This window comes from Pseudoalteromonas sp. Angola-30 (assembly GCF_028599215.1).
GTDB lineage: Bacteria > Pseudomonadota > Gammaproteobacteria > Enterobacterales > Alteromonadaceae > Pseudoalteromonas > Pseudoalteromonas atlantica.
The window spans coordinates 490,983-513,230 of the sequence record NZ_JAQREI010000002.1; the positions used below are offsets into that span (position 1 = coordinate 490,983).

General features: G+C 41.5%; 18 protein-coding genes. 15 read left to right on the top strand and 3 right to left on the bottom strand.

Features of this window, described 5'->3' with window-relative positions:
- Positions 1-5: 5 nt before the first annotated feature.
- Complete coding sequence (locus PSH54_RS05200; RefSeq protein ID WP_273605632.1) at positions 6-1,706, bottom strand: dipeptidyl-peptidase 3 family protein; 1,701 nt, start codon at positions 1,704-1,706, stop codon at positions 6-8.
- A gap of 275 nt (positions 1,707-1,981) precedes the next feature.
- On the opposite strand from PSH54_RS05200, the gene PSH54_RS05205 reads away from it, so the two are divergent.
- Entirely contained in the window at positions 1,982-2,821 is an 840-nt protein-coding gene (locus tag PSH54_RS05205) for an HDOD domain-containing protein (RefSeq protein ID WP_004586853.1), read from the top strand.
- An 82-nt stretch (positions 2,822-2,903) separates the two neighbouring features.
- Here PSH54_RS05205 and rdgC read toward each other — a convergent pair whose 3' ends face one another.
- Positions 2,904-3,812 (bottom strand): recombination-associated protein RdgC, encoded by a 909-nt coding sequence (gene rdgC, locus PSH54_RS05210; protein WP_004586854.1) that lies wholly within the window; start codon positions 3,810-3,812, stop codon positions 2,904-2,906.
- Between the two features lie 83 nt (positions 3,813-3,895).
- A complete protein-coding gene (locus tag PSH54_RS05215) occupies positions 3,896-5,653 on the bottom strand; it encodes an ATP-binding protein (protein ID WP_273605633.1) in 1,758 nt (585 codons plus the stop codon).
- A 372-nt stretch (positions 5,654-6,025) separates the two neighbouring features.
- Between PSH54_RS05215 and PSH54_RS05220 the strand changes: the two genes are divergently transcribed.
- From PSH54_RS05220 to PSH54_RS05285, 14 genes are all read left to right on the top strand, one after another.
- Complete coding sequence (locus PSH54_RS05220; RefSeq protein WP_024031682.1) at positions 6,026-6,394, top strand: response regulator; 369 nt, start codon at positions 6,026-6,028, stop codon at positions 6,392-6,394.
- A 229-nt stretch (positions 6,395-6,623) separates the two neighbouring features.
- The gene (thrA, locus tag PSH54_RS05225) at positions 6,624-9,041 is read left to right on the top strand and encodes a bifunctional aspartate kinase/homoserine dehydrogenase I (RefSeq protein WP_273605634.1); all 2,418 of its coding nucleotides are present in this window, start codon (positions 6,624-6,626) and stop codon (positions 9,039-9,041) included.
- A 9-nt stretch (positions 9,042-9,050) separates the two neighbouring features.
- Positions 9,051-9,986 (top strand): homoserine kinase, encoded by a 936-nt coding sequence (gene thrB / locus PSH54_RS05230; protein ID WP_029773773.1) that lies wholly within the window; start codon positions 9,051-9,053, stop codon positions 9,984-9,986.
- Positions 9,987-9,997: 11 nt separating this feature from the next.
- The gene (gene thrC, locus PSH54_RS05235; protein ID WP_273605635.1) at positions 9,998-11,281 is read left to right on the top strand and encodes a threonine synthase; all 1,284 of its coding nucleotides are present in this window, start codon (positions 9,998-10,000) and stop codon (positions 11,279-11,281) included.
- Between the two features lie 270 nt (positions 11,282-11,551).
- Positions 11,552-12,808 carry a serine hydroxymethyltransferase gene (gene glyA / locus PSH54_RS05240; protein ID WP_024031685.1) on the top strand — a complete coding sequence of 419 codons (1,257 nt, stop codon included), beginning with the start codon at positions 11,552-11,554 and terminating at the stop codon, positions 12,806-12,808.
- A 365-nt stretch (positions 12,809-13,173) separates the two neighbouring features.
- A complete protein-coding gene (nrdR, locus tag PSH54_RS05245; RefSeq protein ID WP_004586861.1) occupies positions 13,174-13,623 on the top strand; it encodes a transcriptional regulator NrdR in 450 nt (149 codons plus the stop codon).
- 2 nt (positions 13,624-13,625) lie between these two features.
- Positions 13,626-14,759 carry a bifunctional diaminohydroxyphosphoribosylaminopyrimidine deaminase/5-amino-6-(5-phosphoribosylamino)uracil reductase RibD gene (gene ribD / locus PSH54_RS05250; RefSeq protein WP_055254706.1) on the top strand — a complete coding sequence of 378 codons (1,134 nt, stop codon included), beginning with the start codon at positions 13,626-13,628 and terminating at the stop codon, positions 14,757-14,759.
- 16 nt (positions 14,760-14,775) lie between these two features.
- On the top strand, positions 14,776-15,429 hold the full coding sequence (locus PSH54_RS05255) for a riboflavin synthase (RefSeq protein WP_054983490.1): 654 nt from the start codon (positions 14,776-14,778) through the stop codon (positions 15,427-15,429).
- Positions 15,430-15,458: 29 nt separating this feature from the next.
- Positions 15,459-16,571 carry a bifunctional 3,4-dihydroxy-2-butanone-4-phosphate synthase/GTP cyclohydrolase II gene (gene ribBA, locus PSH54_RS05260; protein WP_273605636.1) on the top strand — a complete coding sequence of 371 codons (1,113 nt, stop codon included), beginning with the start codon at positions 15,459-15,461 and terminating at the stop codon, positions 16,569-16,571.
- A 101-nt stretch (positions 16,572-16,672) separates the two neighbouring features.
- Positions 16,673-17,137: a 6,7-dimethyl-8-ribityllumazine synthase gene (ribH, locus tag PSH54_RS05265; RefSeq protein ID WP_004586865.1), complete on the top strand. Its 465-nt coding sequence runs from the start codon at positions 16,673-16,675 to the stop codon at positions 17,135-17,137.
- 15 nt (positions 17,138-17,152) lie between these two features.
- Positions 17,153-17,563: a transcription antitermination factor NusB gene (gene nusB / locus PSH54_RS05270; RefSeq protein WP_004586866.1), complete on the top strand. Its 411-nt coding sequence runs from the start codon at positions 17,153-17,155 to the stop codon at positions 17,561-17,563.
- Between the two features lie 94 nt (positions 17,564-17,657).
- Positions 17,658-18,632, top strand: coding sequence for a thiamine-phosphate kinase (gene thiL / locus PSH54_RS05275; RefSeq protein ID WP_024031689.1), 975 nt, complete (start codon positions 17,658-17,660; stop codon positions 18,630-18,632).
- Positions 18,629-19,114 (top strand): phosphatidylglycerophosphatase A family protein, encoded by a 486-nt coding sequence (locus PSH54_RS05280; protein WP_024031690.1) that lies wholly within the window; start codon positions 18,629-18,631, stop codon positions 19,112-19,114. Before thiL ends, PSH54_RS05280 begins: the two co-directional genes overlap by 4 nt.
- A 37-nt stretch (positions 19,115-19,151) precedes the next feature.
- Positions 19,152-22,238, top strand: coding sequence for a ligand-binding sensor domain-containing diguanylate cyclase (locus PSH54_RS05285; protein WP_029773767.1), 3,087 nt, complete (start codon positions 19,152-19,154; stop codon positions 22,236-22,238).
- The last annotated feature ends 10 nt before the right edge of the window (positions 22,239-22,248 follow it).

Sequence of the window (22,248 nt, forward strand, 5' to 3'; positions counted from 1 at the left end):
TTGGGTTAGTTAAGGCCTAACACGTCTTTACCTTGTTTAAAGGTTACATCAACCGGAATATTCGCTTGGCTTAGTTTTTCTAAGTCTTTAGCAAGCTCTTCTTTAATATCGCCATGAGTGGTAATTAGTTGATCTACTTTTTCGTAATCGCCGTCACCTTGTAATGTTAAAATTAAGCGCGACAGCTTAGCCATAGCCACGCCCATTTTTTCCATATTTACACGGTATAAACCCTCTTCATTTTTAGAAAAAGCGCCTTCTTGTGCAAAAAAGTTAAAGCGGATCATGTTGGCTTTACCATGTGCGCTTGATGCACCAAAACGTACTGAGCGGAAAATACCCGCCATAAAGGTGGTGTAGTAATCTTCTAATGTGCCTTCGGTAATTTCGCCTTTTTTAAGTAACTGCTCAACCATGTATAAACCTAAAATATCGGCTTTACCTTCTTCAAGTGCACTTGCGTGCTCTTGTAATGATTGGCGCACAGTGCCTTTATTGGTAATGGTGTTTTTAATACCTAGGCCATGAGCCACTTCGTGAAACATGGTATTGGCAAAAAAGGCGTTAAAGGTAATATGCTTACGTTGCTCAGGTACAATTAACTGCTCAGCAATTGGCACTAAAATTTTATCAAATTTTGCACGCATTGCGTTTTTAAGCTGCAGGCGACGAGTGCCTTTTTCAAGCTGTACTTGCTCATCGTTTGGTAAGTTAATGGCAATCGTTTTGCTGCCCGCATTTGAGTGACCTGCATAGTAAACCACATCGTAAGCATTTAAATCGGCGTCTGAGCCTGGCACTTCTTGCTTATATTTAGCATCTACCGGTAAACCTTTTTGAAGCTCTGGTAAAAAGGCCGCAAATTTAGCTAGGCGCTCGCTCCATTTTAAATCTTTAATTAGTACATACGACTCATAAGCAGAGCGGTAGCCAAAGAGTTGATCTTCGTAGGTTTCAATTGGGCCAATAACCACATCAACGGGGTTATTTTTCATGTCCATCCAGGCAAAGTCAGAACCCTGAAAATCATCTTTTTGTAGTGCATCAGCACGTAGGTTTAAGTAATTGGCAAATTCTTTATCATCGGCAAGCTTACTGGCTTCACGTAATAAATCTGCTGCTTTAGCTAACTCCTCAGCGTATTCTTTTGAGTAAGGCACGCTGTAAAGGTTACCTTGCTCATCACGTTTGATTAATGAATAAAGGCCTTTTTTATCTTCTACGTCGGCGTTATTTAGCTCTTCTTTTGTTATGTCGGCTGGGTAGAATTGTGCGCCAAGGGCTTTTTCTTTGTAACCTGATAAAAACGGCTCGTCACCGTTTAAACGATCCCAAGGGCCGTAGTTAATATCAGCAAATTTACGTACTTTTTCATCACTTAGTTTTGCTAAAAAAGCGTCTTTATTATCGCCAAAAGCCTGCTTCCAAAATAGCTCGTCCATAATTTTAGAGGCATCGATAAGCTTAGCAATCATGGCTTTTTGATTCTCACTTAAATGAGATAGGTCGGCTTCTAGGCTAAAGTCGGTGTAAATATCTAAACGTTGTTTATCAATGTTAATTAAATCTGGGCCAGCTTGCGCGGCACTTTTTTGAGCAAGTTCTACACCTGTGGCTTCGGTCGAAGAGGGGGCTTGCTCTGAGCATGCACTAAGAAAAACGACGCCTGAGAGTAAAATTGCTTGGCTAATTTTGTTTAAGATCATTTGATTGCCTGTTAAAAAAGTAAGTTTAATTATTTGTACGCTTAAATTTAATTGCTAGCGCGTACAAACGTTTCCTTATAGTGACTGCATTAAAGCAAAACTAAATGGTAAATAGCAAGTGTTTGGCGGTGTACCGCGCCTACAGGCGATAATAACAATTAATTTATATAATTTTCTTAACTTTATCGGTAAGTTAGATAATACTCATTGTATTACTCATTTTATCCGAGGTTAGCAGTTGCATTGCGGCCCAGAAACAAAAGGATGACAGTTCTATGTCTACAGAGAATGCACTATTAACGATTTTGGTTGATAGAATCAATAACGACACTTTGGTTTTACCTACGTTACCTGAAGTTGCAATTAAAGTGCGCCAAGCGGCCGATAACCCTGATGTAAACCTAATGCAAATGTCAGACGTGATTGGGCAAGACCCGGCTCTTTCAGCGCGAATGATTAAAGTGGCTAACAGTGCAATTATGGGCCGAGCGGTTAAAGTGTCTAACTTACAGCAAGCGGTTACGCGCATTGGTTTACGCCAAATTAAAAATATAGCAACCGCAATGGCAATGGAGCAGCTGTTTGTTTCTAATAATGAGCTAATAAAAGGCTACATGAGTAAAGCGTGGCAAAAAACGCTAAATGTGGCTGGGCATTCAATAACGCTTATGGCGTTTTATTTACAAAATAATAAACGTACATCGTTAAATAGTGACGCTATTACGTTGGCGTCGTTGGTATATAACATTGGTGTACTGCCTATTTTAACCGAAGCTGAGCGCCACCCAGAGGTGTTTGCTAACCCAAGCTTTTTAGCACATGCAATTCAAAAGCTCAGTGGTAAAATTGGTGGCTCAATTATGGGAGCGTGGGAGTTTCCACCTGAATTTGTAAATGTTGCTAGGCATTGGGCCGACCCTACGTATCGCCCTGAAGAGATTGGTTATGTTGATTTTATTCGTATTGGCGCTATTTTAGAGGGGACTTTACAGGTTTCTGATAAATCAGCGGCTTTACAAACTTACATAGATAAAGGCGTCATTCCTTCTATGCAGCTATTTTCAAGTGACGAATACAACGACATGCTTGAAAATGTAAAAGACACATTTAGCTAATTAGCAGTTATAAAGGTAAAAGCAAAAAGCACGACTAAGTCGTGCTTTTTTTGGTTTTAATAGCGCTTATAATTTTAGCGTCTTATAAATCTTCTGCATCACCTAAACCGGCCGTCAGCTCTTCAAGCAGTAGCTTGATTTCTTCTGAGGCTAAAATAAAGTCAGCATCTAATTTAACTGCCATATCTTCTTTAGGAATATCGGCGTTTTCTTCTTTTAAAGTTTCTGAGTAGCTTAAACGCTTGATAGAGCCATCGTTTTGCAGCATAAACTTCAGGCGTTCTTGCCAATCAAGTGCAAGTTTGGTCACGCGTTTACCATTTTCTAGGTGCGATTTAACTTCATCACACGATAAATCATGACCTTTTAGTTTAACCTGTGCGCCACTGTCATCGGCTTCTTCTAGCTCAGCATCAAAACCTATAGCAAAGTTTTCAGGGGTGCTGAAGTTAGTTAGCCAATCAGTTAAAAATACATCTAGGTCGTAGTTTGCAAAAGCAGGTACTACCGGTAATGTGCCCAGAGACTTACGCAGCAATGCAAGTAGCTCTTCTGCTTTATTAAAACTGCCGCTGTTTACTACAACCCAGCCGTTTTCTTGGTCAATAAAAGCAAACTGTAGGCTTGATTTTTTAAACGCTTGAGGTAATAAGGTAGTTAAAATGTTTTCTTTTAACTCGTCTTTTTCTTTCTTTTTAACAGGGCGGTTTTCTTCCGCTTCTATTTGATCTACTTTTTCGGCAACCATTTCATTAACAACAGATGCAGGCAGCACTTTTTCTTCACGTTTGGCACACACTAAAATGCTTTTTTGTGAAAAATGCGCCAGCGAGTCACCATGCTTACCAAATGCTTTTGTCCAACCAAATGTAGAAAGGTCTTGAGAGCCACAAGGGCGAAATACATCTTGTTCTAACGCTTTTTCAAACTCTTCTTGAGTGTACGAAACATCTTGCTTAAAGCGATAACAAATCAGGTTACTAAACCACATAAGGTAACTTTTCCATCTTTTAAATTTGCTCAATCATAGCAATAAAATGGGGTTCTCGAAATGGCTGATTTTAAGCAAAGCCGTTATTGGTTAAATAATGGCTTTGGCATGTTTTTAGGAAATTCAATATGGTAATGAAGCCCTTTGCCAGGCTCACTGCTTGCCTCTATTGAGCCGCTAAGTGTTTGCTTAACTAAGTTAAAGGTTATGTGTGTGCCTAACCCACTGCCGCCTTGGTCGCGTTTTGTAGTAAAAAATGGGTCAAACAATTTGGCTAATTGCTCTTTTGTAACGCCATTGCCGTTATCGGTGTAGTCAATAATAAGGAGTGTGTCATCGGCGCTAATATTTATATCAATTTTGCCTTGTGCAATATTATCAAAACCATGAATAATTGAGTTCATAATTAAGTTGGTAAAAATTTGGCTAATTGCCCCTGCAGGCAGGTTAAGAACTAAATCATCCGGACACTGTAAATTTATGGTGTGCTTGGTTTTTTTAAGTTTAGGGTGGAGTGATAAAATTACTTCGTTTAAATAGTCTTTAAAGTTAATTGTTCTTACAGCTTCACTGGCTTGGTCTACCGCTATTTGTTTAAAGCTGGCAATAAGCTCAGAGGCTCTATCAAGGTTGGTTGTAAGCAAGCTTGTGCTTTGCTTGGCTTCGTTTATAAACTCTTCTAATGCTTTGGGCGATAATGTTTTTTCTTTGTAGGCGTTTTCTAACGTGTTTAAACGCTCTTGTAAAAACGATATAGCAGTTACACCAATCCCAATAGGTGTGTTTATGTCGTGAGTAATACCCGCGACTAATCCGCCTAGTGCAGCCATTTTTTCGGTGCCTACTAAGCGCTCTTGAGCAAGGCTTAGCTCGTCAAGGTAGCGTTCAAGCTCTTTTTGTTTAGTTAATAATTCTTCTTCGGTGTGTCTGCGTAAATCAACTTCTTCGGTTAGTACCAGCTTTTGTTTTTCTAGTTCGTACTTTTGCTGTTGTAAATCCATCATAGCTTGGCTTAAGTTTGACGTTTTACGGGCAACATCTTGCTCAAGCTGTATATTGTGCTGGTCGAGCTTTTCGTTACTAACAATCAACTCACGCTGGGTGTGCTCCAGCTCTTTTCTGTATTGAACTACTTTATCTATTAAGTTATTAAAAGACTGTTCCATAACGTTTAGCTCGTTATGCTCTTCGGTCTCAATGTCTATGTGTTGACCTTCTAAGTCATCAAGCTCTAAGTTTTCTATTTGATCGGTTAACTCGTTTAAAGGGTCGGTGAGCAGCTTTCTAAATGCCATTAAAAACAGAATGATCAAAAAGGTGGTTTTGATCATGGCGTTACCAATTAAAAAGTAAATAGATACCATTATTCGGCTAAATACCACATCGCGGCTAGAGAACAAGGTCACATCACCTACTTGAGTAGCGCGCCCCGAAAATTCAAAAATTAGGGGGAAGGTATAGCCAAAGAGACCCGATTTGGTGTCCTCTATAATGACTTCCTCTTGTACGAGTTGTTGGTTATAAAGTTTGTGTATATCCAAAGAGCGCCCCAGCTGCGAAATAATTTCACCGCTGTCGTCGCGCACTATAATGCCCTCCACCATAGGTATAGCAAGTAAGCCTTCTGCGGTTGTAATTGTTTGCTTTGTGTTTAGTTCCCAAATTGCGCGTGTTAAGCTTCGGCTAAAGGTTTTTTGCAGCGTACTTAGCTCATCACGAATGTAGTCTTTAGTATTTACAAATTCTGCAAGCACCTGTCCACATGTCACCACAAAGGTAAGCAAAAAATACACTGATAAAACATTAGTTAACAATTTCTTAGAAAGGCTTTTTTGTAACATATGGGATTTACTCATCCGGTGTAATTATATCTAAGTTGCAATTTCTAACTTAAAAGTTAGTCAATAAAACCTTAAAAATAAATAAAAAATTTATATTTTAAAGAGATAGCCCAGCTATTGAGTCGTTTTGTTTTAATAATAGTGCACTAAACTGATTTAAATTAATTTTAATGCCTACTGAGATTACAAAAACGATGATTTTTAATAGGCAGCTAAGGCAATTATTAATAATGTTTGACGTTTTATTGTAAGGTTACAGTATTACATTATGCGAACAAGCAAAGTGTTAGAGTTTTAGGAACGTGTTAGAATAGCAAAAACCAACGGACGGCTCGTTTTTATAATTTTTAGAAGGTTATTTTAGTAGTTAACATGATGAAATTTTCTATATTAGTGTGTGATGACTCCACTGTTGCACGCAAACAAGTTGTGCGTTGTTTAAATGAGTGCGTGAGTGCCGACATTCAACAAGCCGCAAACGGGGCCGATGCGCTGGCGCTTTTACGCTTGCAGCAATTTGATCTTTTGTGTTTAGACTTAACCATGCCAGAAGTTGACGGCGTACAAGTGCTAGAGCGCATTAAGGCAGAAAAAATTGAGTGTTTTGTACTGGTGATCTCCGCTGATATACAACAACAAATGAAGCAAAAAGTCGCGCAGCTTGGTGCTATCGACTTTATAAATAAACCTATTAATAAATCGGCTTTAAGTGAAGTTTTGCATAAATTTGGCATTCATTAGGTTTTTTCATGTTCAAAAAGGCTGTTTTATCTTTTAATTTGGGGTTGACAGCATAGCCTTTGTTAAGGCAGTCTTAGCTCTATGAAAACAATTAATCGCGCACTGACCATTATTATTACAACCACCATTCTTACTGGATAGTGGCATAGGTCGGTGCAACAAATTTAAAGGCCTGTGTTCACTAAGAACACAGGCCTTTTTTCGTTTTATGGGATGAGGAACATAAATAATGCGCGTTTTAAAATTTGGAGGCTCTTCGCTTGCCGACTTTGCCTGTTTGCAACAAGTAGCTTTGCTGGTAAAAGCACAGTTAAAAGATGAAATGTTACTGGTACTTTCTGCACCCGGAGGTATGACTGATTCATTAGTTGCGCTGGCCAGTGCCGCTGAGCAAGGTCAAGATTTTTCTCAGCAATGGCAAGCTTTACTAAGCCGATGCGAGACATTAAAAGCAGAAGTAGAAAAAAGCAGTGGCGAAGTAACGAACTGGCCAGATTTTAATGAGCTTAAAAATAAGCTAGATGGTGTGGCGCTTATTAAGTGTTGCCCAGATCAAATTCGTGCTTTTGTAATTAGTTTTGGTGAGCGTGTTAGCGTATCGCTAATGCAAAGTTTATTAAGCTCGCACAATGCACAATACCTTGAAGCAACGCGTTGTGTTGCCTCTACTGGTGGCTACATTGATGCTGAGGCCGACTTAGTAACGAGTAAAGCACGCTTTCAATCAGTACTTAAAGAAAACCCAGCCACCATTTACATTATGCCAGGCTTTACAGCAAGCAACGAGCAAGGCGAACTTACTACACTTGGCCGTAATGGCTCTGATTACTCAGCAGCTATTGCAGCGGCATGTTTAGATGCTGAAATTTGCCAAATTTGGACTGACGTAGATGGTGTGTACAGTGCTGATCCGCGCTACATCAAAAAAGCGACTAAAGTTGATTTTTTATCTTATAAAGAAGCGATGGAGCTTTCTTACTTTGGCGCTAAAGTACTTCATCCTAAAACCATTTTACCGTGCGCGAAAGCGGGCGTACCGTGCGAAATTAAAAATACCCATAACCCAGATGCTCAGGGGTCATTAATTGGTAACGACTATTCATCTGATGAGCCAGTAAAAGCGCTTTCTAGCTTGCAAGACTTAGCAATGCTTACCGTGTCAGGCCCTGGCATGAAAGGTAAAGTGGGCATGGCCTCTAAGGTATTTAATGCCCTTGCGCACGATAACGTATCGATAGTATTAATTACTCAATCATCGTGTGAATTTAGCATTAGCTTTTGTGTGCACGAAAGTGATTTAGCGCTCGCGCTAGAAGCCTTGCAAAGTGCATTTGAACTTGAATTACAAGCAGGTTTAATTGAGCCGGTGCAAGTACAACGTAATCTTGCCATTGTCACTTTAGTGGGCGATAACATGCGCGCACACAAAGGTTTAGCAGCACAGTTTTTTGCTTCTCTTGCACAGGCCCAAGTAAACATTGTAGCCATTGCGCAGGATTCTACAGAAAGTGCTATTTCGGCGGTTATTGATGGCGAGCTGTGTAACGATGCAGTGAAAATATGCCATGAAAACTTTTTTACGCACGTCCCTTCAATTGACGTATTTTTACTTGGCTGTGGCTTAGTAGGCCAAGAGCTTATTTCTCAGTTAGAGCGCCAGCAAGCGTGGCTTGAAAAACGTAATATTAAGTTAAACCTATATGGCGTTGCTAATTCTCGTCAATTGCATTTAGACAGCGAAGGTATTGCATTTGATGACTGGCAGCAAAAGCTTGCAGTATCAGAGCAAGCGTTTGATTTAAATTTAGTTGAGCAGTTTGTAAAACAAAATCACTTAGTAAACCCCGTGCTTGTAGATTGTACGTCTTCTGATGCGCTAGCGGCTCAGTATGTGGATTTTTTAAATGCGGGCTTCCATGTGGTTGCCGCTAATAAAAAAGCAACAACCAGCTCGTACGATTATTACCAAGACTTAATTGCAGCAACACAAAAAAATAACCGCAAGTTTTTATACGAAACAAACGTAGGTGCAGGCTTACCGGTAATCGATAACCTACAGTCGTTATTTGGTGCAGGTGATGAGTTACTTGAGTTTAGCGGTATTTTATCAGGCTCATTGTCGTACATGTTTGGTGCACTAGAAGATGGTTTATCACTTTCTGAGGCAACTATTAAAGCAAAAGAAAGCGGTTTTACAGAGCCAGATCCACGCGATGATCTATCGGGCACCGATGTAGCACGTAAATTGCTTATCATTGCACGCGAAGCTGGCATGAAATTAGAGCTTAGCGATATAGAAGTAGAGTCAGTATTGCCTCAAGGTTTTGCACAAGGTGACAGCGTAGATGAATTTATGGCTAAACTGCCAAGTTTAGATGCTGAGTTTAACGACCGTATTCAAAGTGCGGCAGCAGAGGGCAAGGTACTGCGTTATGTAGGTACAATTAAAGAAGGCCACTGTAAAGTAGGTATTGAAGCGGTCGATTCATCGCATGCATTAAATGTTATTCGTGATGGTGAAAACGCATTAGCTATTTTAAGCCAGTATTATCAACCACGCCCGTTTGTAATTCGTGGTTACGGTGCAGGCTCTGCGGTAACAGCTGCAGGCGTATTTGCCGACGTATTAAAAACGTTATCGCGCTAGGAGAGCATTATGATAGAAGTATATGCTCCGGCGTCTATAGGTAATTTTGCAGTGGGCTTTGATGCACTTGGCGCAGCGCTTGCGCCTATTGATGGCAGCTTATTAGGTGATGTAGCCGTAGTAAGCGCCGCAGCAAGTGATGAGTTTGTTTGCTCTGGCGAATATGCGCATAAGTTACCAAGCGATGCGAGCGAAAACCTAGCATATCAATGTTTAGTACATTTTAGAGCGCACGTTGCGCCAGATATGCCAAGTGTAAAATTAGAGCTTAAAAAGAATTTACCAATTGGCTCAGGGCTAGGTTCGAGTGCGTGCTCGGTGGTAGCAACCTTTGCTGCGCTTGATAAGTTTGCTCAAACCAATTTAAGCCAAGTTGAGCTGATTGAATTAATGGCTGATTTTGAAGCGATAGTCAGTGGCGGGCGTCATTATGACAACATCACCCCGTGTTATTTAGGGGGCTTACAGCTTACAGGCGATTTAATTCCTGATAAGTCAATTGCTCTACCAGTTGATGAAAACTGGTACTACGTAGCGGCGTTTCCTGGGTTTTCGCTTAATACCGCAAAGGCACGCTCGGTATTACCTAAAGAGCTAAGTATGCACGCAGGGGTTGAGTTTGCACAGCGTTTATCGGCATTTAGCAGCTTGTTATTAACGCAGCGTTTTGATGATGCACTGAGTATTATGCAAGACGATATAGCAGAGCCGTACCGAGCGCCGTTAATAACAGGGTTTAGCGAAGCGAAAGCAAATTTGCCAGCGCTTGGTGCAGAAATTGTCAGTATTTCAGGTGCGGGCCCTACGTTATTTACAGTGTGTAAAACATTAGAAGCTGCTGAAAAATGTGCGCAGTGGTTAGCGCAAAACTATATAAATGAGCAGGGCTTTTGCCACATTTGTAAATTAGATAACGACGGCACGCGTCAATTAACAGTTTTATAGGATAGGCATTTATGCAATTACATAATTTAAAAGAAAATTCTCAAAAAGTGTCGTTTGTTGAAGCGGTAAAAACAGGGCTTGGGCGTAATCAGGGGGTATTTTTCCCTGAAAGCTTAGCGCCACTCGCCGATGTAGATGCGTTATTAGATATGGACTTTGTTACCCGCAGTAGCAAAATTTTATCGCACCTTATTGGTGATGAATTACCCGCTGATACCGTTGCTCAAATGGTTAAAAATGCATTTAACTTCCCCGTAAAATTGGTAGAGGTTGAAGACAATAACTATTGTTTAGAGCTTTTTCATGGCCCTACGCTTGCGTTTAAAGACTTTGGCGGGCGCTTTATGGCTGAGTGTTTAGCACAGTTTAATCAAGGCGAAAAAGTCACGATTCTAACTGCAACCTCTGGCGATACTGGCGCTGCTGTAGCGCATGCATTTTACAACAAGCCAAACATAGATGTGGTTATTCTATACCCTAAAGGCAAAATTTCGCTTGCTCAGCAAAAGCTATTTACTACGCTTGGGAACAATATTCACTGTTACGCGGTTGATGGCAGTTTTGATGATTGCCAAGAGCTGGTTAAAAAGTCGTTTTTAGATGACGAAGTTAAATCTACACTTGGCCTTAATTCAGCTAACTCAATCAACATTAGCCGCCTAGTGGCACAAGTATGTTATTACTTTGAAGCCATTGCTCAGCTACCAAAAGAAAAGCGTGCTACAGCGCATATTTCGGTCCCTAGTGGTAACTTTGGCAATGTATGTGCCGCCATGATTGGTGCTGTAATTGGTTTGCCGGTGGGAAAACTAAGCGCGACTACAAATCAAAACGACACCGTGCCACGTTACATGCTTGATAAAAATTGGGCGCCAAATGCCACACTTGAGTCGCTTTCAAATGCGATGGATGTGAGCAAGCCAAATAACTGGCCACGTGTGCAAACAATGTTAGATAATAACTGGTTTAGCTACGATAATTTTTACTCAACCAGCGTGAGCGAAGAAAATACGCAAGCAGTGATGAAAAATATTCAACAAACTGGTTATGTTGCAGAGCCGCATACCGCCATTGCATACCAAGGTCTTGTCGAGAATAAAGCACCCGGCGCAGCAGGTATCTTTTTAGCAACTGCTCACCCTGCTAAGTTTAAAGATAGCGTAGAAGAGATCCTAAATATTGAACTTGATATGCCAAAACCACTTAGCGACGCACTTGCTAAACCTTGTTTAGCAAACGACATTAACCCTGATTATGAAGCGTTACGCACTGAAATACTCGCTAAGTTAGGCTAACTAACTTAGCGTTAAAAAAGCGGCTTTGGCCGCTTTTTTTGTATTTTGAACGCGCTAAATAAAGTATTTATCATTAACTAATTAAATGTAAAAAATAAAAGTCATTTAAATTATTAATGCATTTATAAAAAAATATCATCTTAAAAACGCTGTGAAATAGATTCAATCCCTGTTTAAATATCCTCAACTTAAGAGCGTAGGCAAAGAGTCGTTTAAAGCGTACAATAAAGCCTCTAAAAAACACCATACACGTTGCCCTAGGAGACCCCAATGTTAGAACGTAGCATGAATATTTCGGATTTTGATCCAGAGTTATTTGACGCGATAAACAAAGAAACTGCTCGCCAAGAAGAGCACATTGAATTAATCGCATCAGAAAACTACTGTAGCCCACGCGTACTAGAAGCACAGGGTTCACAGCTTACAAACAAATACGCAGAAGGTTACCCGGGCAAACGTTACTATGGCGGTTGTGAGCACGTAGACGTTGTTGAACAACTTGCAATTGATCGTGCTAATGAGCTATTTGGTTCTGACTATGCAAACGTTCAGCCACATGCGGGTTCTCAAGCAAATGCAGCTGTTTTCTTAGCATTATTAGAAGCGGGCGACACTGTACTTGGTATGAGCTTAGCTCATGGTGGTCACTTAACGCACGGTTCACACGTAAGCTTCTCAGGTAAGCTATACAATGCAATCCAATACGGGCTAGACGAAGCAACTGGCGAAATTGACTACGCACAGGTAGAAGCGCTAGCACTTGAGCACAAACCAAAAATGATTATCGGTGGTTTTTCTGCGTACTCAGGTATTGTTGATTGGGCTAAATTCCGTGAGATTGCTGATAAAGTAGGTGCTTACTTATTTGTTGATATGGCTCACGTTGCTGGTTTAATTGCGGCGGGTGTTTACCCAAGCCCAGTACCTCACGCGCATGTTGTAACAACAACAACACACAAAACATTAGCAGGCCCTCGTGGTGGTTTAATTATTTCTGCTTGTGGCGACGAAGCAATTTACAAAAAGCTTAACAGCGCTGTGTTCCCAGGTGGACAGGGTGGTCCTTTATGTCACATTATTGCTGCAAAAGCAGTGGCATTTAAAGAAGCTCTACAACCAGAATTTAAAACATACCAAGCACAAGTAGTTAAAAATGCTCAAGCTATGGTTGCTGTTATGCAAGAGCGCGGTTACAAAATCGTATCTGATAAAACAGAAAACCACTTATTCTTACTTGATTTAATCGATAAAGATATCACAGGTAAAGATGCCGACGCAGCGCTTGGCAATGCAAATATTACTGTGAACAAAAACTCTGTACCAAACGATCCTCGCTCACCGTTTGTTACTTCTGGTTTGCGTATTGGTTCACCTGCAATTACGCGTCGTGGCTTTAAAGAAGCTGAATCGAAAGAACTTGCTGGCTGGATTTGTGACGTATTAGACAACATCAACGATGAGTCAGTGCAAGCGCAAGTTAAAGAAAAAGTTAAAGCAATTTGTGCAAAACTACCTGTATACGCTTAATTGCATAAGCAGCAGTAATTTAGATCACAACAAGGGGCCTGTTTACCTTTCGAGGTTTAATTTGCAGTAGTATGTTTGGTTTTTAGGCAAGGCAGAGTCTATGTAGTGTGGTTACTCCACACAAATAGGCGATAACGCAGCATAAATGCCAAACATGCACTGCCCTCGGGTTCGTCCTAGGGGCGATTTACTCTTTGTTGCTCGGTTTTTACTTAGCCCACTAGGTTACAAACCTCGCGCCGCGATCAAATCACCCCTAGATAGAACAAATTTAATCCTGAAAGGCCAACAGGCCCTATTTTTTTGCTAAGATAAAAGGCCGCTAAATAGCGGCCTTTTTTGTTTTAAAACGGAAGTACCGAGTTATGCACTGCCCATTTTGTACCGCAAAAGATACTAAAGTTATTGATTCTCGCCTAGTCGGCGGAGGCCACCAAGTTCGCCGTCGTCGTGAATGTAACGAGTGTCACGAGCGATTTACTACCTTTGAAGGCGCCGAGTTAGTTATGCCACGTGTAATTAAACAAGATGGCAGCCGAGAACCCTTTAATGAAGATAAACTACTCAATGGCCTTAATCGCGCCCTAGAAAAACGCCCTGTTAGTACAGAGCAAGTGGATGAAGTGGTTAATATTATTAAATCGCAGTTGCGTGCTACCGGCGAGAGAGAAATATCAAGTCACCTTGTGGGTGAGTGCATAATGGAGGCGCTTAAAAAACTGGATAAAGTAGCCTATGTGCGGTTTGCCTCTGTGTATCGCTCGTTTGAAGATATACGCGAATTTGGTGAAGAAATTGCCCGTTTAGGGGAGTAATAATGCAAAACCAAACAACCTTTACCGCGCAAGATGAAATGTACATGGCACGTGCCATCGAGCTTGCAAAAAAAGGGCGATTTACAACCACCCCCAATCCTAATGTAGGGTGTGTTTTAGTTAAAGATAACCACATAATTGGTGAAGGGTTTCATCAATTAGCTGGGCAGGGGCATGCTGAGGTTAATGCCCTTGCTGTAGCAGGAGAAAATGCAAAAGGCGCGACTGCGTATGTTACGCTTGAACCGTGTAGCCATTACGGACGCACTCCGCCGTGTGCAGAGGGTTTAAAAGCCGCAGGTGTAGTAAAAGTTATTGCAGCTATGGTCGACACCAACCCACAAGTCGCAGGTAAAGGGCTTAAAATACTCAGCGATGCCGGTATTGAGGTTGCATTTGGGCTTTTAGAGCAGCAAGCGCGGGCACTTAATTTAGGTTTTTTTAAGCGTATGGAGCAGGGACTTCCGTATGTTACGTGTAAAATGGCGGCCAGCATTGATGGTAAAACCGCGCTTAAAAATGGCCAAAGTAAGTGGATCACCGGCAGCGCTGCGCGACAAGATGTACAATTACACCGAGCACAAAGCTGCGCTATTTTAACGGGCGCCGATACGGTTATTACCGATGATGCTAAGCTCAATGTGAGGTTAAGCGAGTTGCCACAGGCTTTGCCTACTGAATTACCCCTTCGCCAACCGGTGCGTGTTATAATTGACTCACAAAATAGGCTTACACCAGAGCTGGCAGTATTTAATATTGAAAGTGAAATAATAATTTTTACTACCAAGGTTGATAAATCAACGCAGTGGCCGCATTTTGTAAGGCATATAGAAGTGCCACAGCAAAATAACAAAGTTAATTTAACGTCTGTTTTAGCGCACCTTGCTAAGCTGCAATTTAATCATGTTTATTTAGAAGCGGGTGCTACACTTGCCGGTAAAATGACAGAGCTTAATTTAATAGACGAATATATATTTTATTTAGCGCCTAAACTAATGGGGTGCGATGCAAAAAGCTTAGTTAATTTTGCACCGCTGACAGATATGCAAAACACCGTTAATTTGACGTTTAAAGAGTGTGTGAAAATAGGCGATGATTTACGTATAACCGCTACAAAACACATTCCAATCACTTAATTAAAAGAGTAGGGCTATGTTTACTGGAATAATTGAAGCCACAGGCAAAATTGCGCTATTACAAAAAAAACAAGGCGATTTAGCCATTCGCATTCAAAGCGCTAATCTTGATATGAGCGATGTAAAGCTTGGCGATAGCATTGCCACAAATGGCGTATGTTTAACGGTAGTTGATAAGCACATTGATGGCTTTAGTGCCGACTTATCAAACGAAACTATCAGCTTAACTGGGTTTGCAAATTATAATATTGGCCAAACAGTTAACCTTGAAAAAGCCATGCAGCCGGTTTCACGTTTAGGCGGGCATTTAGTGTCAGGTCATGTTGATGGCATTGCAACCATTACAGCCATCACTAGTAATGCGCGCGCTACAGAATATTGGCTAAGCACCGATGAAAACTTAATGAAGTACATTCCTTACAAAGGGTCTGTATGTATAGATGGTATAAGCCTGACAGTAAACGCTGTACAAGGTAATACATTTAAATTAACCATAGTGCCGCACACAAGCGAGCAAACCACCATTGCTGATTTTAAAGTGGGCACACGCGTTAATTTAGAAGTCGACCAAATTGCACGTTATTTAGAGCGCCTTATTAAAGGGGCTGAGCAGCCGACTGGCTCAGATATTTCAATGAGCTTACTAGCTAAAGCTGGTTTTGTTAAATAACGACACTGATAACTTACACGAGCAAATTTATGAATTTACACAGCGCACAAGAAATCATCGACGACATTAAAGCCGGTAAAATGGTTATTTTAATGGATGACGAAGACAGAGAAAACGAAGGTGATTTAATCATTGCAGCAGAGCACATTAGCGCCGAAGCAATTAACTTTATGGCCACTCATGGCCGTGGCTTAATTTGTTTAACCATGACGCAAGAGCGTTGTGAGCAGCTTGATTTACCGTTAATGGTTAAAAACAATGGCGCAGCGTTTTCTACTAACTTTACTATGTCGATTGAAGCATCTAAAGGTGTAACAACGGGTATATCAGCAGCCGATAGAGCGCGTACAGTTCAAGCGGCAATTGCAAAGGGTGCTGTACCAAGCGATATCGTACAACCTGGGCATATTTTTCCTATTATGGCACAACCAGGTGGCGTGTTAACGCGCGCAGGCCACACCGAAGCTGGGTGTGATTTAGCACGTTTAGCCGGCCTTGAAGCCTCATCAGTTATTGTAGAAATCCTCAATGCCGATGGCACTATGGCGCGCCGCCCTGATTTAGAAGTATTTGCTAAAGAGCATGGTATTAAAATTGGCACAATTGCAGATTTAATTGAATACCGAAACCTTAACGAAACCACCATAGAGCAAGTGGCTAAGTGTAAATTACCCACTGAGCACGGTGAGTTTGATTTAGTAACCTACAAAGATACGATTGACGGCCAACTGCACTACGTATTGCTAAAAGGCGAAATTAAAGAGCAAGAACCAACGCTTGTGCGCGTGCACTTACAAAGCACCTTTAACGATATTTTGCTTTCAGACAGAAGTGCGGACCGTAGTTGGGGGCTTTCTGATGCAATGGCTTACATTGCAGAAAATAACGGTGCACTGGTTATTTTAGGTAAACAAGAAAGCACCGAAGAGCTAGAGGCCACAGTAAAAGCATTTGCTGCTGCCGATGCTGGCGAAAATGTTACGCCGCGTAAATTTAAAGGTACATCGCGTACCGTTGGTGTGGGCTCGCAAATACTGGCTGATTTAGGTATTAAGCAAATGCGCTTAATGAGTCGCCCTAAAAAGTACCATGCACTTTCGGGCTTTCATTTAGAAGTGGTTGATTACGTTGAGCCACAATAAGGGCTCAGCTTTTAACTAGTCTATTTTTTTATTTTTATGGTATGATGCGCAGCAATTTTTGCGCAATCGCAACCGCTTGAACATATTTTTAGGGTTATCAAATGAAAATTATTGAAGGTAATAAGTACGCTCCAGGCAAAAAATTCGCTATTGTTATTTCTCGTTTTAACGATTTTATTGGTAGCAGCCTACTAGAAGGTGCTGTTGATGAGCTAAAGCGTACTGGTGGCGTAGCCGATGATGACATTACCGTTGTGTATGTACCCGGTGCAGTAGAGTTACCTTTAGCGGCAAAACGCATTGCGGCAAAAAAAGAGTATGATGCAATCATCGCATTAGGCGTAGTGATCAGAGGTGGTACACCACACTTTGACCTCGTTGCTGGCGAATCTAACAAAGGCCTTGCAAATGTATCGCTTGAGTATGATATCCCGGTTGCATTTGGCGTATTAACCACAGAAAGCATTGAACAAGCAATTGAACGCGCTGGTACCAAAATGGGTAACAAAGGCGGCGAAGCGGCATTAGGCGCGCTTGAAATGGTTAATGTGTTAGATAAAATTTAAGTTTAAGGAATTTTTGTGAAACCAGCAGCAAGACGTAAAGCACGTATCTTAGCACTTCAAGCCGTTTATTCTTGGCAATTAAGTGGCAATTTAATTGCCGATATCGAACAACAAATGTTGATCGAAAACGACGTGACTAAAATTGATGTTGAATACTTTAAAGATTTAGCGCGTGGCGTTGCCGTTAATTATAAGCAACTAGATGAAGCTGTATCTCCGCATTTAACACGTCCATTTGATGATTTAGATATGGTAGAGCGTGCAATTTTACGTTTAAGCGCGTATGAGCTTAAATTCCGTGAAGATGTGCCATACAAAGTAGCAATCAATGAAGGCATTGAGCTTGCTAAAATATTTGGCGCTGAAGACAGCCATAAATTTGTAAACGGTGTACTTGATAAAGCTGTTAAGCATTTACGCAAGTAATACTAACCTTGCTAAAGCGCTCTGCTAAAGAGCTTAGCTTTAACAGTTAGTACACGTTAAAAAGGAGAGCCGGCATAGGTCGGCTTTTTTGTGTATGAAGGAATTTGAATTAATAAACCGCTACTTTAAAGGTCGTGGTATAACTCGTCGTGATGTAAGCCTAGGAATAGGGGACGACTGTGCATTAGTTACCGTTCCGCAAAACTGCCAACTTGCAGTAACAACTGATACGCTTGTATCGGGTGTTCATTTTTTTGATGACATTTCTCCCCGAGCATTAGGACACCGAGCACTGGCCGTAAATCTAAGTGATTTAGCAGCCATGGGGGCTGAGCCTACTTGGGTTTCGGTGGCATTAACCCTACCAAATATTAACCAGCAGTGGATTGAAGAATTTACTGAGGGAATGCACGAAATTGCTGAGTACTTTAATGTACAAATAATTGGTGGCGACACTACGCAGGGCCCTTTAACAGTTACTATATGCGCTAAAGGCACTGTGCCAGAGGGCAAAGCTTTACGCCGTGCAGGTGCTAAAGTGGGCGACTGGGTATGTGTAACCGGCACGCTAGGTGATGCAGGCTTGGCTATTGAATCTCGAAAGCGTGGCCTAAGTATTGAGCCTGAGCACTTAAAGTACATAAATAGCCGCTTTGATTACCCCACTCCACGGGTGGCTGCAGGGCAAGTATTACGTGGCCTTGCTTCATCAGCTATTGATGTGTCTGATGGCCTTATGGCGGATTTAAGCCACATACTTGATATGTCACAAGTCAGCGCCAGTATAAATATTGAAAACATCCCAACCTCTGACGCTATGCGTTCAAGCCTGAACTTTGAGGCGCAATTGCCGTATATTTTAGGCTATGGCGATGACTACGAATTACTTTTTACTGTCTCTGAAGATAATAAAAGCATGTTGGAGCTTAAATTACGTCAATACGGCGTAGAAGCAACGTGCATAGGGCAAATAAAAAGTGGCGAAGGGCACATTGAGCTTTTACACCACGGTGAAAAATTTAATTTTGAGCAACAGGGCTTTGAGCACTTTGCCAAGGAGCAGGTTTGACTAGCAAAAAACAGTTTAATTTAAAGCGCCCGCACCAGTTATTTGGCCTAGGGTTTGGCACTGGCCTTGCGCCTGTTGCGCCAGGCACCTTTGGTACATTTGCTGCTTTACCATTTATTTTTATGACCATGTATTTTCCGCTATGGCTACAAATCGTGTTTGCCGTGGTTATTAGTATTTTTGGTATTTGGGCGTGTGGCAAAACCGCCGATGATTTAGGTGTGCACGACCACCCAGCCATAGTGTGGGATGAAGTTGCGGGTTATTACATTACGATGATTGGTGCAGCGCTTAGTTGGCAAACCTTACTTGTAGGCTTTTTATTATTTAGATTTTTTGATATTGCCAAACCTGGCCCGATCAAAACGCTCGATAAGCGAATGGACGGCGGCGTGGGTATAATGGCTGATGATGTACTTGCCGGTATTTTTTCGCTTATTTGTTTGCAAGCGTTAATAAAAGCAGGTTTACTACCCTTTTAATTTTTGTGTTTTATTTGTTTAACTAGGTGGCAGCGAAATGATGCGATTTTTACTGGTATGTGTACTTATGTTGTGTGCCATGCCAAGTTGGGCTTCTATTACTGATTACGTTGTTAAGCAATGGAATATCAAAGATGGCTTGCCCTCGCAATCGCTAAAAAGTGTTGTGCAAGATCAGCAAGGCTATATGTGGGTCGGAACGCAATTTGGTCTTAGTCGTTTTGACGGCACAACTTTTACTAATTACAACACACAAAATAGTCCTTTTTTGCCAAGCAATGGTATTAATAAACTGCTCATAGATAGTAATGGCTATCTGTGGGTGGGCACTAAAAGTGGCTTGGTGGTCATAAACCCGCAAACGCTTGCCGCACAAGAATTTAATATTAAAGGCCCAGTTAGAGACATATTAGAAGATGCCAAGGGCAGCATTTGGATTGCAGCTAATGGGCTTTATTATGTAGACCGCAACCAAGTTGATTTACGTGATAAAGCGAACGAACTCGTTCCTATTGTAAATGCCACCGTGATCACCCAAATAGTGGGGTCGGTGAGTCAAATGGCGCTTTCTCCAGAGGGGATTTGGCTTGTCAACGACCGTCATTTACTACGCTTAACTAAAAGCGCCTCTGATTTTTCAAAACTCAGGTTGGAGTTAACAGCTAAGGTGTCATTGCCTGAGCGGTTAGCACAAACCATTGTTCATGATCTGTCTTTTTTAAATGGTAATTTATATTTAGCCTCTGAACTGGGTGCCTACTTTTTAGATTTAGACGATGAACTAAGACCTTTCCCGCTTCCGAATGCGAATAACTCAGCTGTGTATAAATTTATGAGCGACACCAATGGTGGCTTATGGGTTTCTACGTATGGACGACTGCTTTTCAGAGCTAAGTCGGGTGAGTGGCAATGGGTTGAGCCAAGTCAGCTAGATCAAAGTATTTGGTTTGCCGATATTTACCGCGATAGCCAAAATAATATTTGGCTTGCAAGTTTTAGCGAAGGCTTATGGCTTGCACACGAAGGGCGTATAGAACGCCACTCTGCTTTATCGCAAATGACTGAGGCCGTTATGGCAATCAGCCAAGCGCCCGATGGTAATTTATGGGTGGCAAATAAAAGTGGTATTGGGTATTTCGATTTAAATAAAAACTTTGTCAATAAAATACCCAGTGCACAATTTGGCCGTGCAACAGTACATGACTTACAGTTTGATGGCTCGCGTTTATATATAGCGACCGGACGAGGGCTGTTTTTTTACGAGCAAGATAAACTATACAGTTTTCCTGGCAGAGCGCTGCGCGACAATCCGGTATTTGCTATTAGCCCATCAAGCAAAGGTGGTTTTTGGATAGGTACAGGGCGTGGCTTGTATAGGCTAAGTTATGGCGGGTTAACACCCTTTGCATACAATGCCTTTTTAGGCAGTAAATTTATAACGTATGTGCTCGATAAAGCAAACTTTGGTGTAATAGGGACCAGTAAAGGGGCGTATTACTTTACTGACCGCGGCATTGAAAAAATAGGTGACCAAACCTCGCTCGAAAGTGCATACATCACCAGCGTATTACACATAGATGGTGTAGGTATTTTAATTGGCTCGCTTAATGACGGCTTATTTTACAGAAGTTTGCAAGGGCATTGGCGACAGTTAGATGCAGCCAACGGCTTACCCTATGGCTCTATTTTTAGCCTAGAGTATGACGAAACCTATAAGCGTGTATGGGTAAGTACCATGAAAGGTGTTTACCGTATGCCAGTAGCGCAATTTAAATCAGAGGTGTCGAGCTTAAAAGTGGAAGAGGTTATTTCTTCTTTTGATAGGCAGCTCGATGGTAAAGCAAGCCAGTGTTGTAACGGTTTAGGACACGATGCCGTTGCCATGACCGATTATTCAATTTGGTACCCAAGCTTACAAGGCATTGTAGAAATACCTAAAAATACCGAGCTATTTGGCCTAAATGTATTAAAGCCTAAAGTAGAAACACTGACCACACCACTGCGCGCGTTAACTACCGCAGCATTGGGCGAAAAGCCTTTACTAGATACTGATGAGCGCGACATAACGTTAAAGTACACCGCCATCGATTATTATGCGCCAAATAGTATTGAGTTTAGATATAAGTTAAGTGGGTTAGATAGTGATTGGCGCTACGCTAATGCACGCCGAGAAGCCATTTATACAAATTTACCGGCGGGGTCATTTTTATTTGAGCTTGAGGCAAAACGCCAAGGCGAAGATTGGGACAGAGCGCAAACTGTCGAGTATGCATTTGTAGTACCGCAGCGCTTTGACGAAACTATTTACTTTAGACTGCTAATCGTTAGTGGGTTTATTTTACTGTTTTACTTTATTTTTTGGGTATTTAGAGCGCAAGAGCGCCGTAAGCAAGAAGTACTCGAAGCCCTGGTTACAGAGCGTACATTAGAGCTGCGCCAAGCTAACGATAAATTAGGCCAAGTAAACTCACAGCTTAAACTAGTTAGTCACTCAGATGAGCTTACAGGGCTACGTAGCCGCCGCTTTTTGTTTGATCAGCTCCCTAAAGATATTGAGCACTTCCAACGTAATGCGCAGTCTTTACAAGCGCAAGGTAAGTCACTTGTACTGCTTATTATCAACTTTGATAACTTTAGCCGTATAAACGATGCGTATGGCCCAATAGCAGGAGATAGCTGCTTACAACAAATGGCAGCGTTACTTAATTCGCGTACCCAAGGCTCTGACTATGTAGCACGCTGGAGTGGGGATGAGTTTTTATTATTGCTGCGCGATTTTAAGTGCAACATGATTGACAGCTATGCCTCTGATTTATGCCAAGCAATCGCATTAAATTCGTTTCAATTACCAAACGGTAAAACAACTAATATTACGGCTTCATTGGGGTGGTCTTTTTACCCACTGCCACTTTTAGGTGGGCAAGTAATAAGCTGGGAGACGTCGATAAACTTAGCCGATATAGCGCTTCATCAGGTTAAAAAACGCGGTGGTGACGGTGTGGCAAATATTACGTTTGATAAACAGTTGGATGCGTTTGAGTTTGAGCAAAATTCGAATGTAGATCAGCAGCTGGGTATTTTACAAAGTAATGGCTTAGCAGATATTAAAGTGTGGATGCGATAATGCCCAACCT

Coding starts and splice junctions, on each gene's coding strand:
- PSH54_RS05200 (WP_273605632.1), bottom strand. CDS start 1,706: ATGATCTTAAACAAAATTAGCCAAGCAATTTTACTCTCAGGCGTCGTT.
- PSH54_RS05205 (WP_004586853.1), top strand. CDS start 1,982: ATGTCTACAGAGAATGCACTATTAACGATTTTGGTTGATAGAATCAAT.
- rdgC (WP_004586854.1), bottom strand. CDS start 3,812: ATGTGGTTTAGTAACCTGATTTGTTATCGCTTTAAGCAAGATGTTTCG.
- PSH54_RS05215 (WP_273605633.1), bottom strand. CDS start 5,653: ATGTTACAAAAAAGCCTTTCTAAGAAATTGTTAACTAATGTTTTATCA.
- PSH54_RS05220 (WP_024031682.1), top strand. CDS start 6,026: ATGATGAAATTTTCTATATTAGTGTGTGATGACTCCACTGTTGCACGC.
- thrA (WP_273605634.1), top strand. CDS start 6,624: ATGCGCGTTTTAAAATTTGGAGGCTCTTCGCTTGCCGACTTTGCCTGT.
- thrB (WP_029773773.1), top strand. CDS start 9,051: ATGATAGAAGTATATGCTCCGGCGTCTATAGGTAATTTTGCAGTGGGC.
- thrC (WP_273605635.1), top strand. CDS start 9,998: ATGCAATTACATAATTTAAAAGAAAATTCTCAAAAAGTGTCGTTTGTT.
- glyA (WP_024031685.1), top strand. CDS start 11,552: ATGTTAGAACGTAGCATGAATATTTCGGATTTTGATCCAGAGTTATTT.
- nrdR (WP_004586861.1), top strand. CDS start 13,174: ATGCACTGCCCATTTTGTACCGCAAAAGATACTAAAGTTATTGATTCT.
- ribD (WP_055254706.1), top strand. CDS start 13,626: ATGCAAAACCAAACAACCTTTACCGCGCAAGATGAAATGTACATGGCA.
- PSH54_RS05255 (WP_054983490.1), top strand. CDS start 14,776: ATGTTTACTGGAATAATTGAAGCCACAGGCAAAATTGCGCTATTACAA.
- ribBA (WP_273605636.1), top strand. CDS start 15,459: ATGAATTTACACAGCGCACAAGAAATCATCGACGACATTAAAGCCGGT.
- ribH (WP_004586865.1), top strand. CDS start 16,673: ATGAAAATTATTGAAGGTAATAAGTACGCTCCAGGCAAAAAATTCGCT.
- thiL (WP_024031689.1), top strand. CDS start 17,658: ATGAAGGAATTTGAATTAATAAACCGCTACTTTAAAGGTCGTGGTATA.
- PSH54_RS05285 (WP_029773767.1), top strand. CDS start 19,152: ATGATGCGATTTTTACTGGTATGTGTACTTATGTTGTGTGCCATGCCA.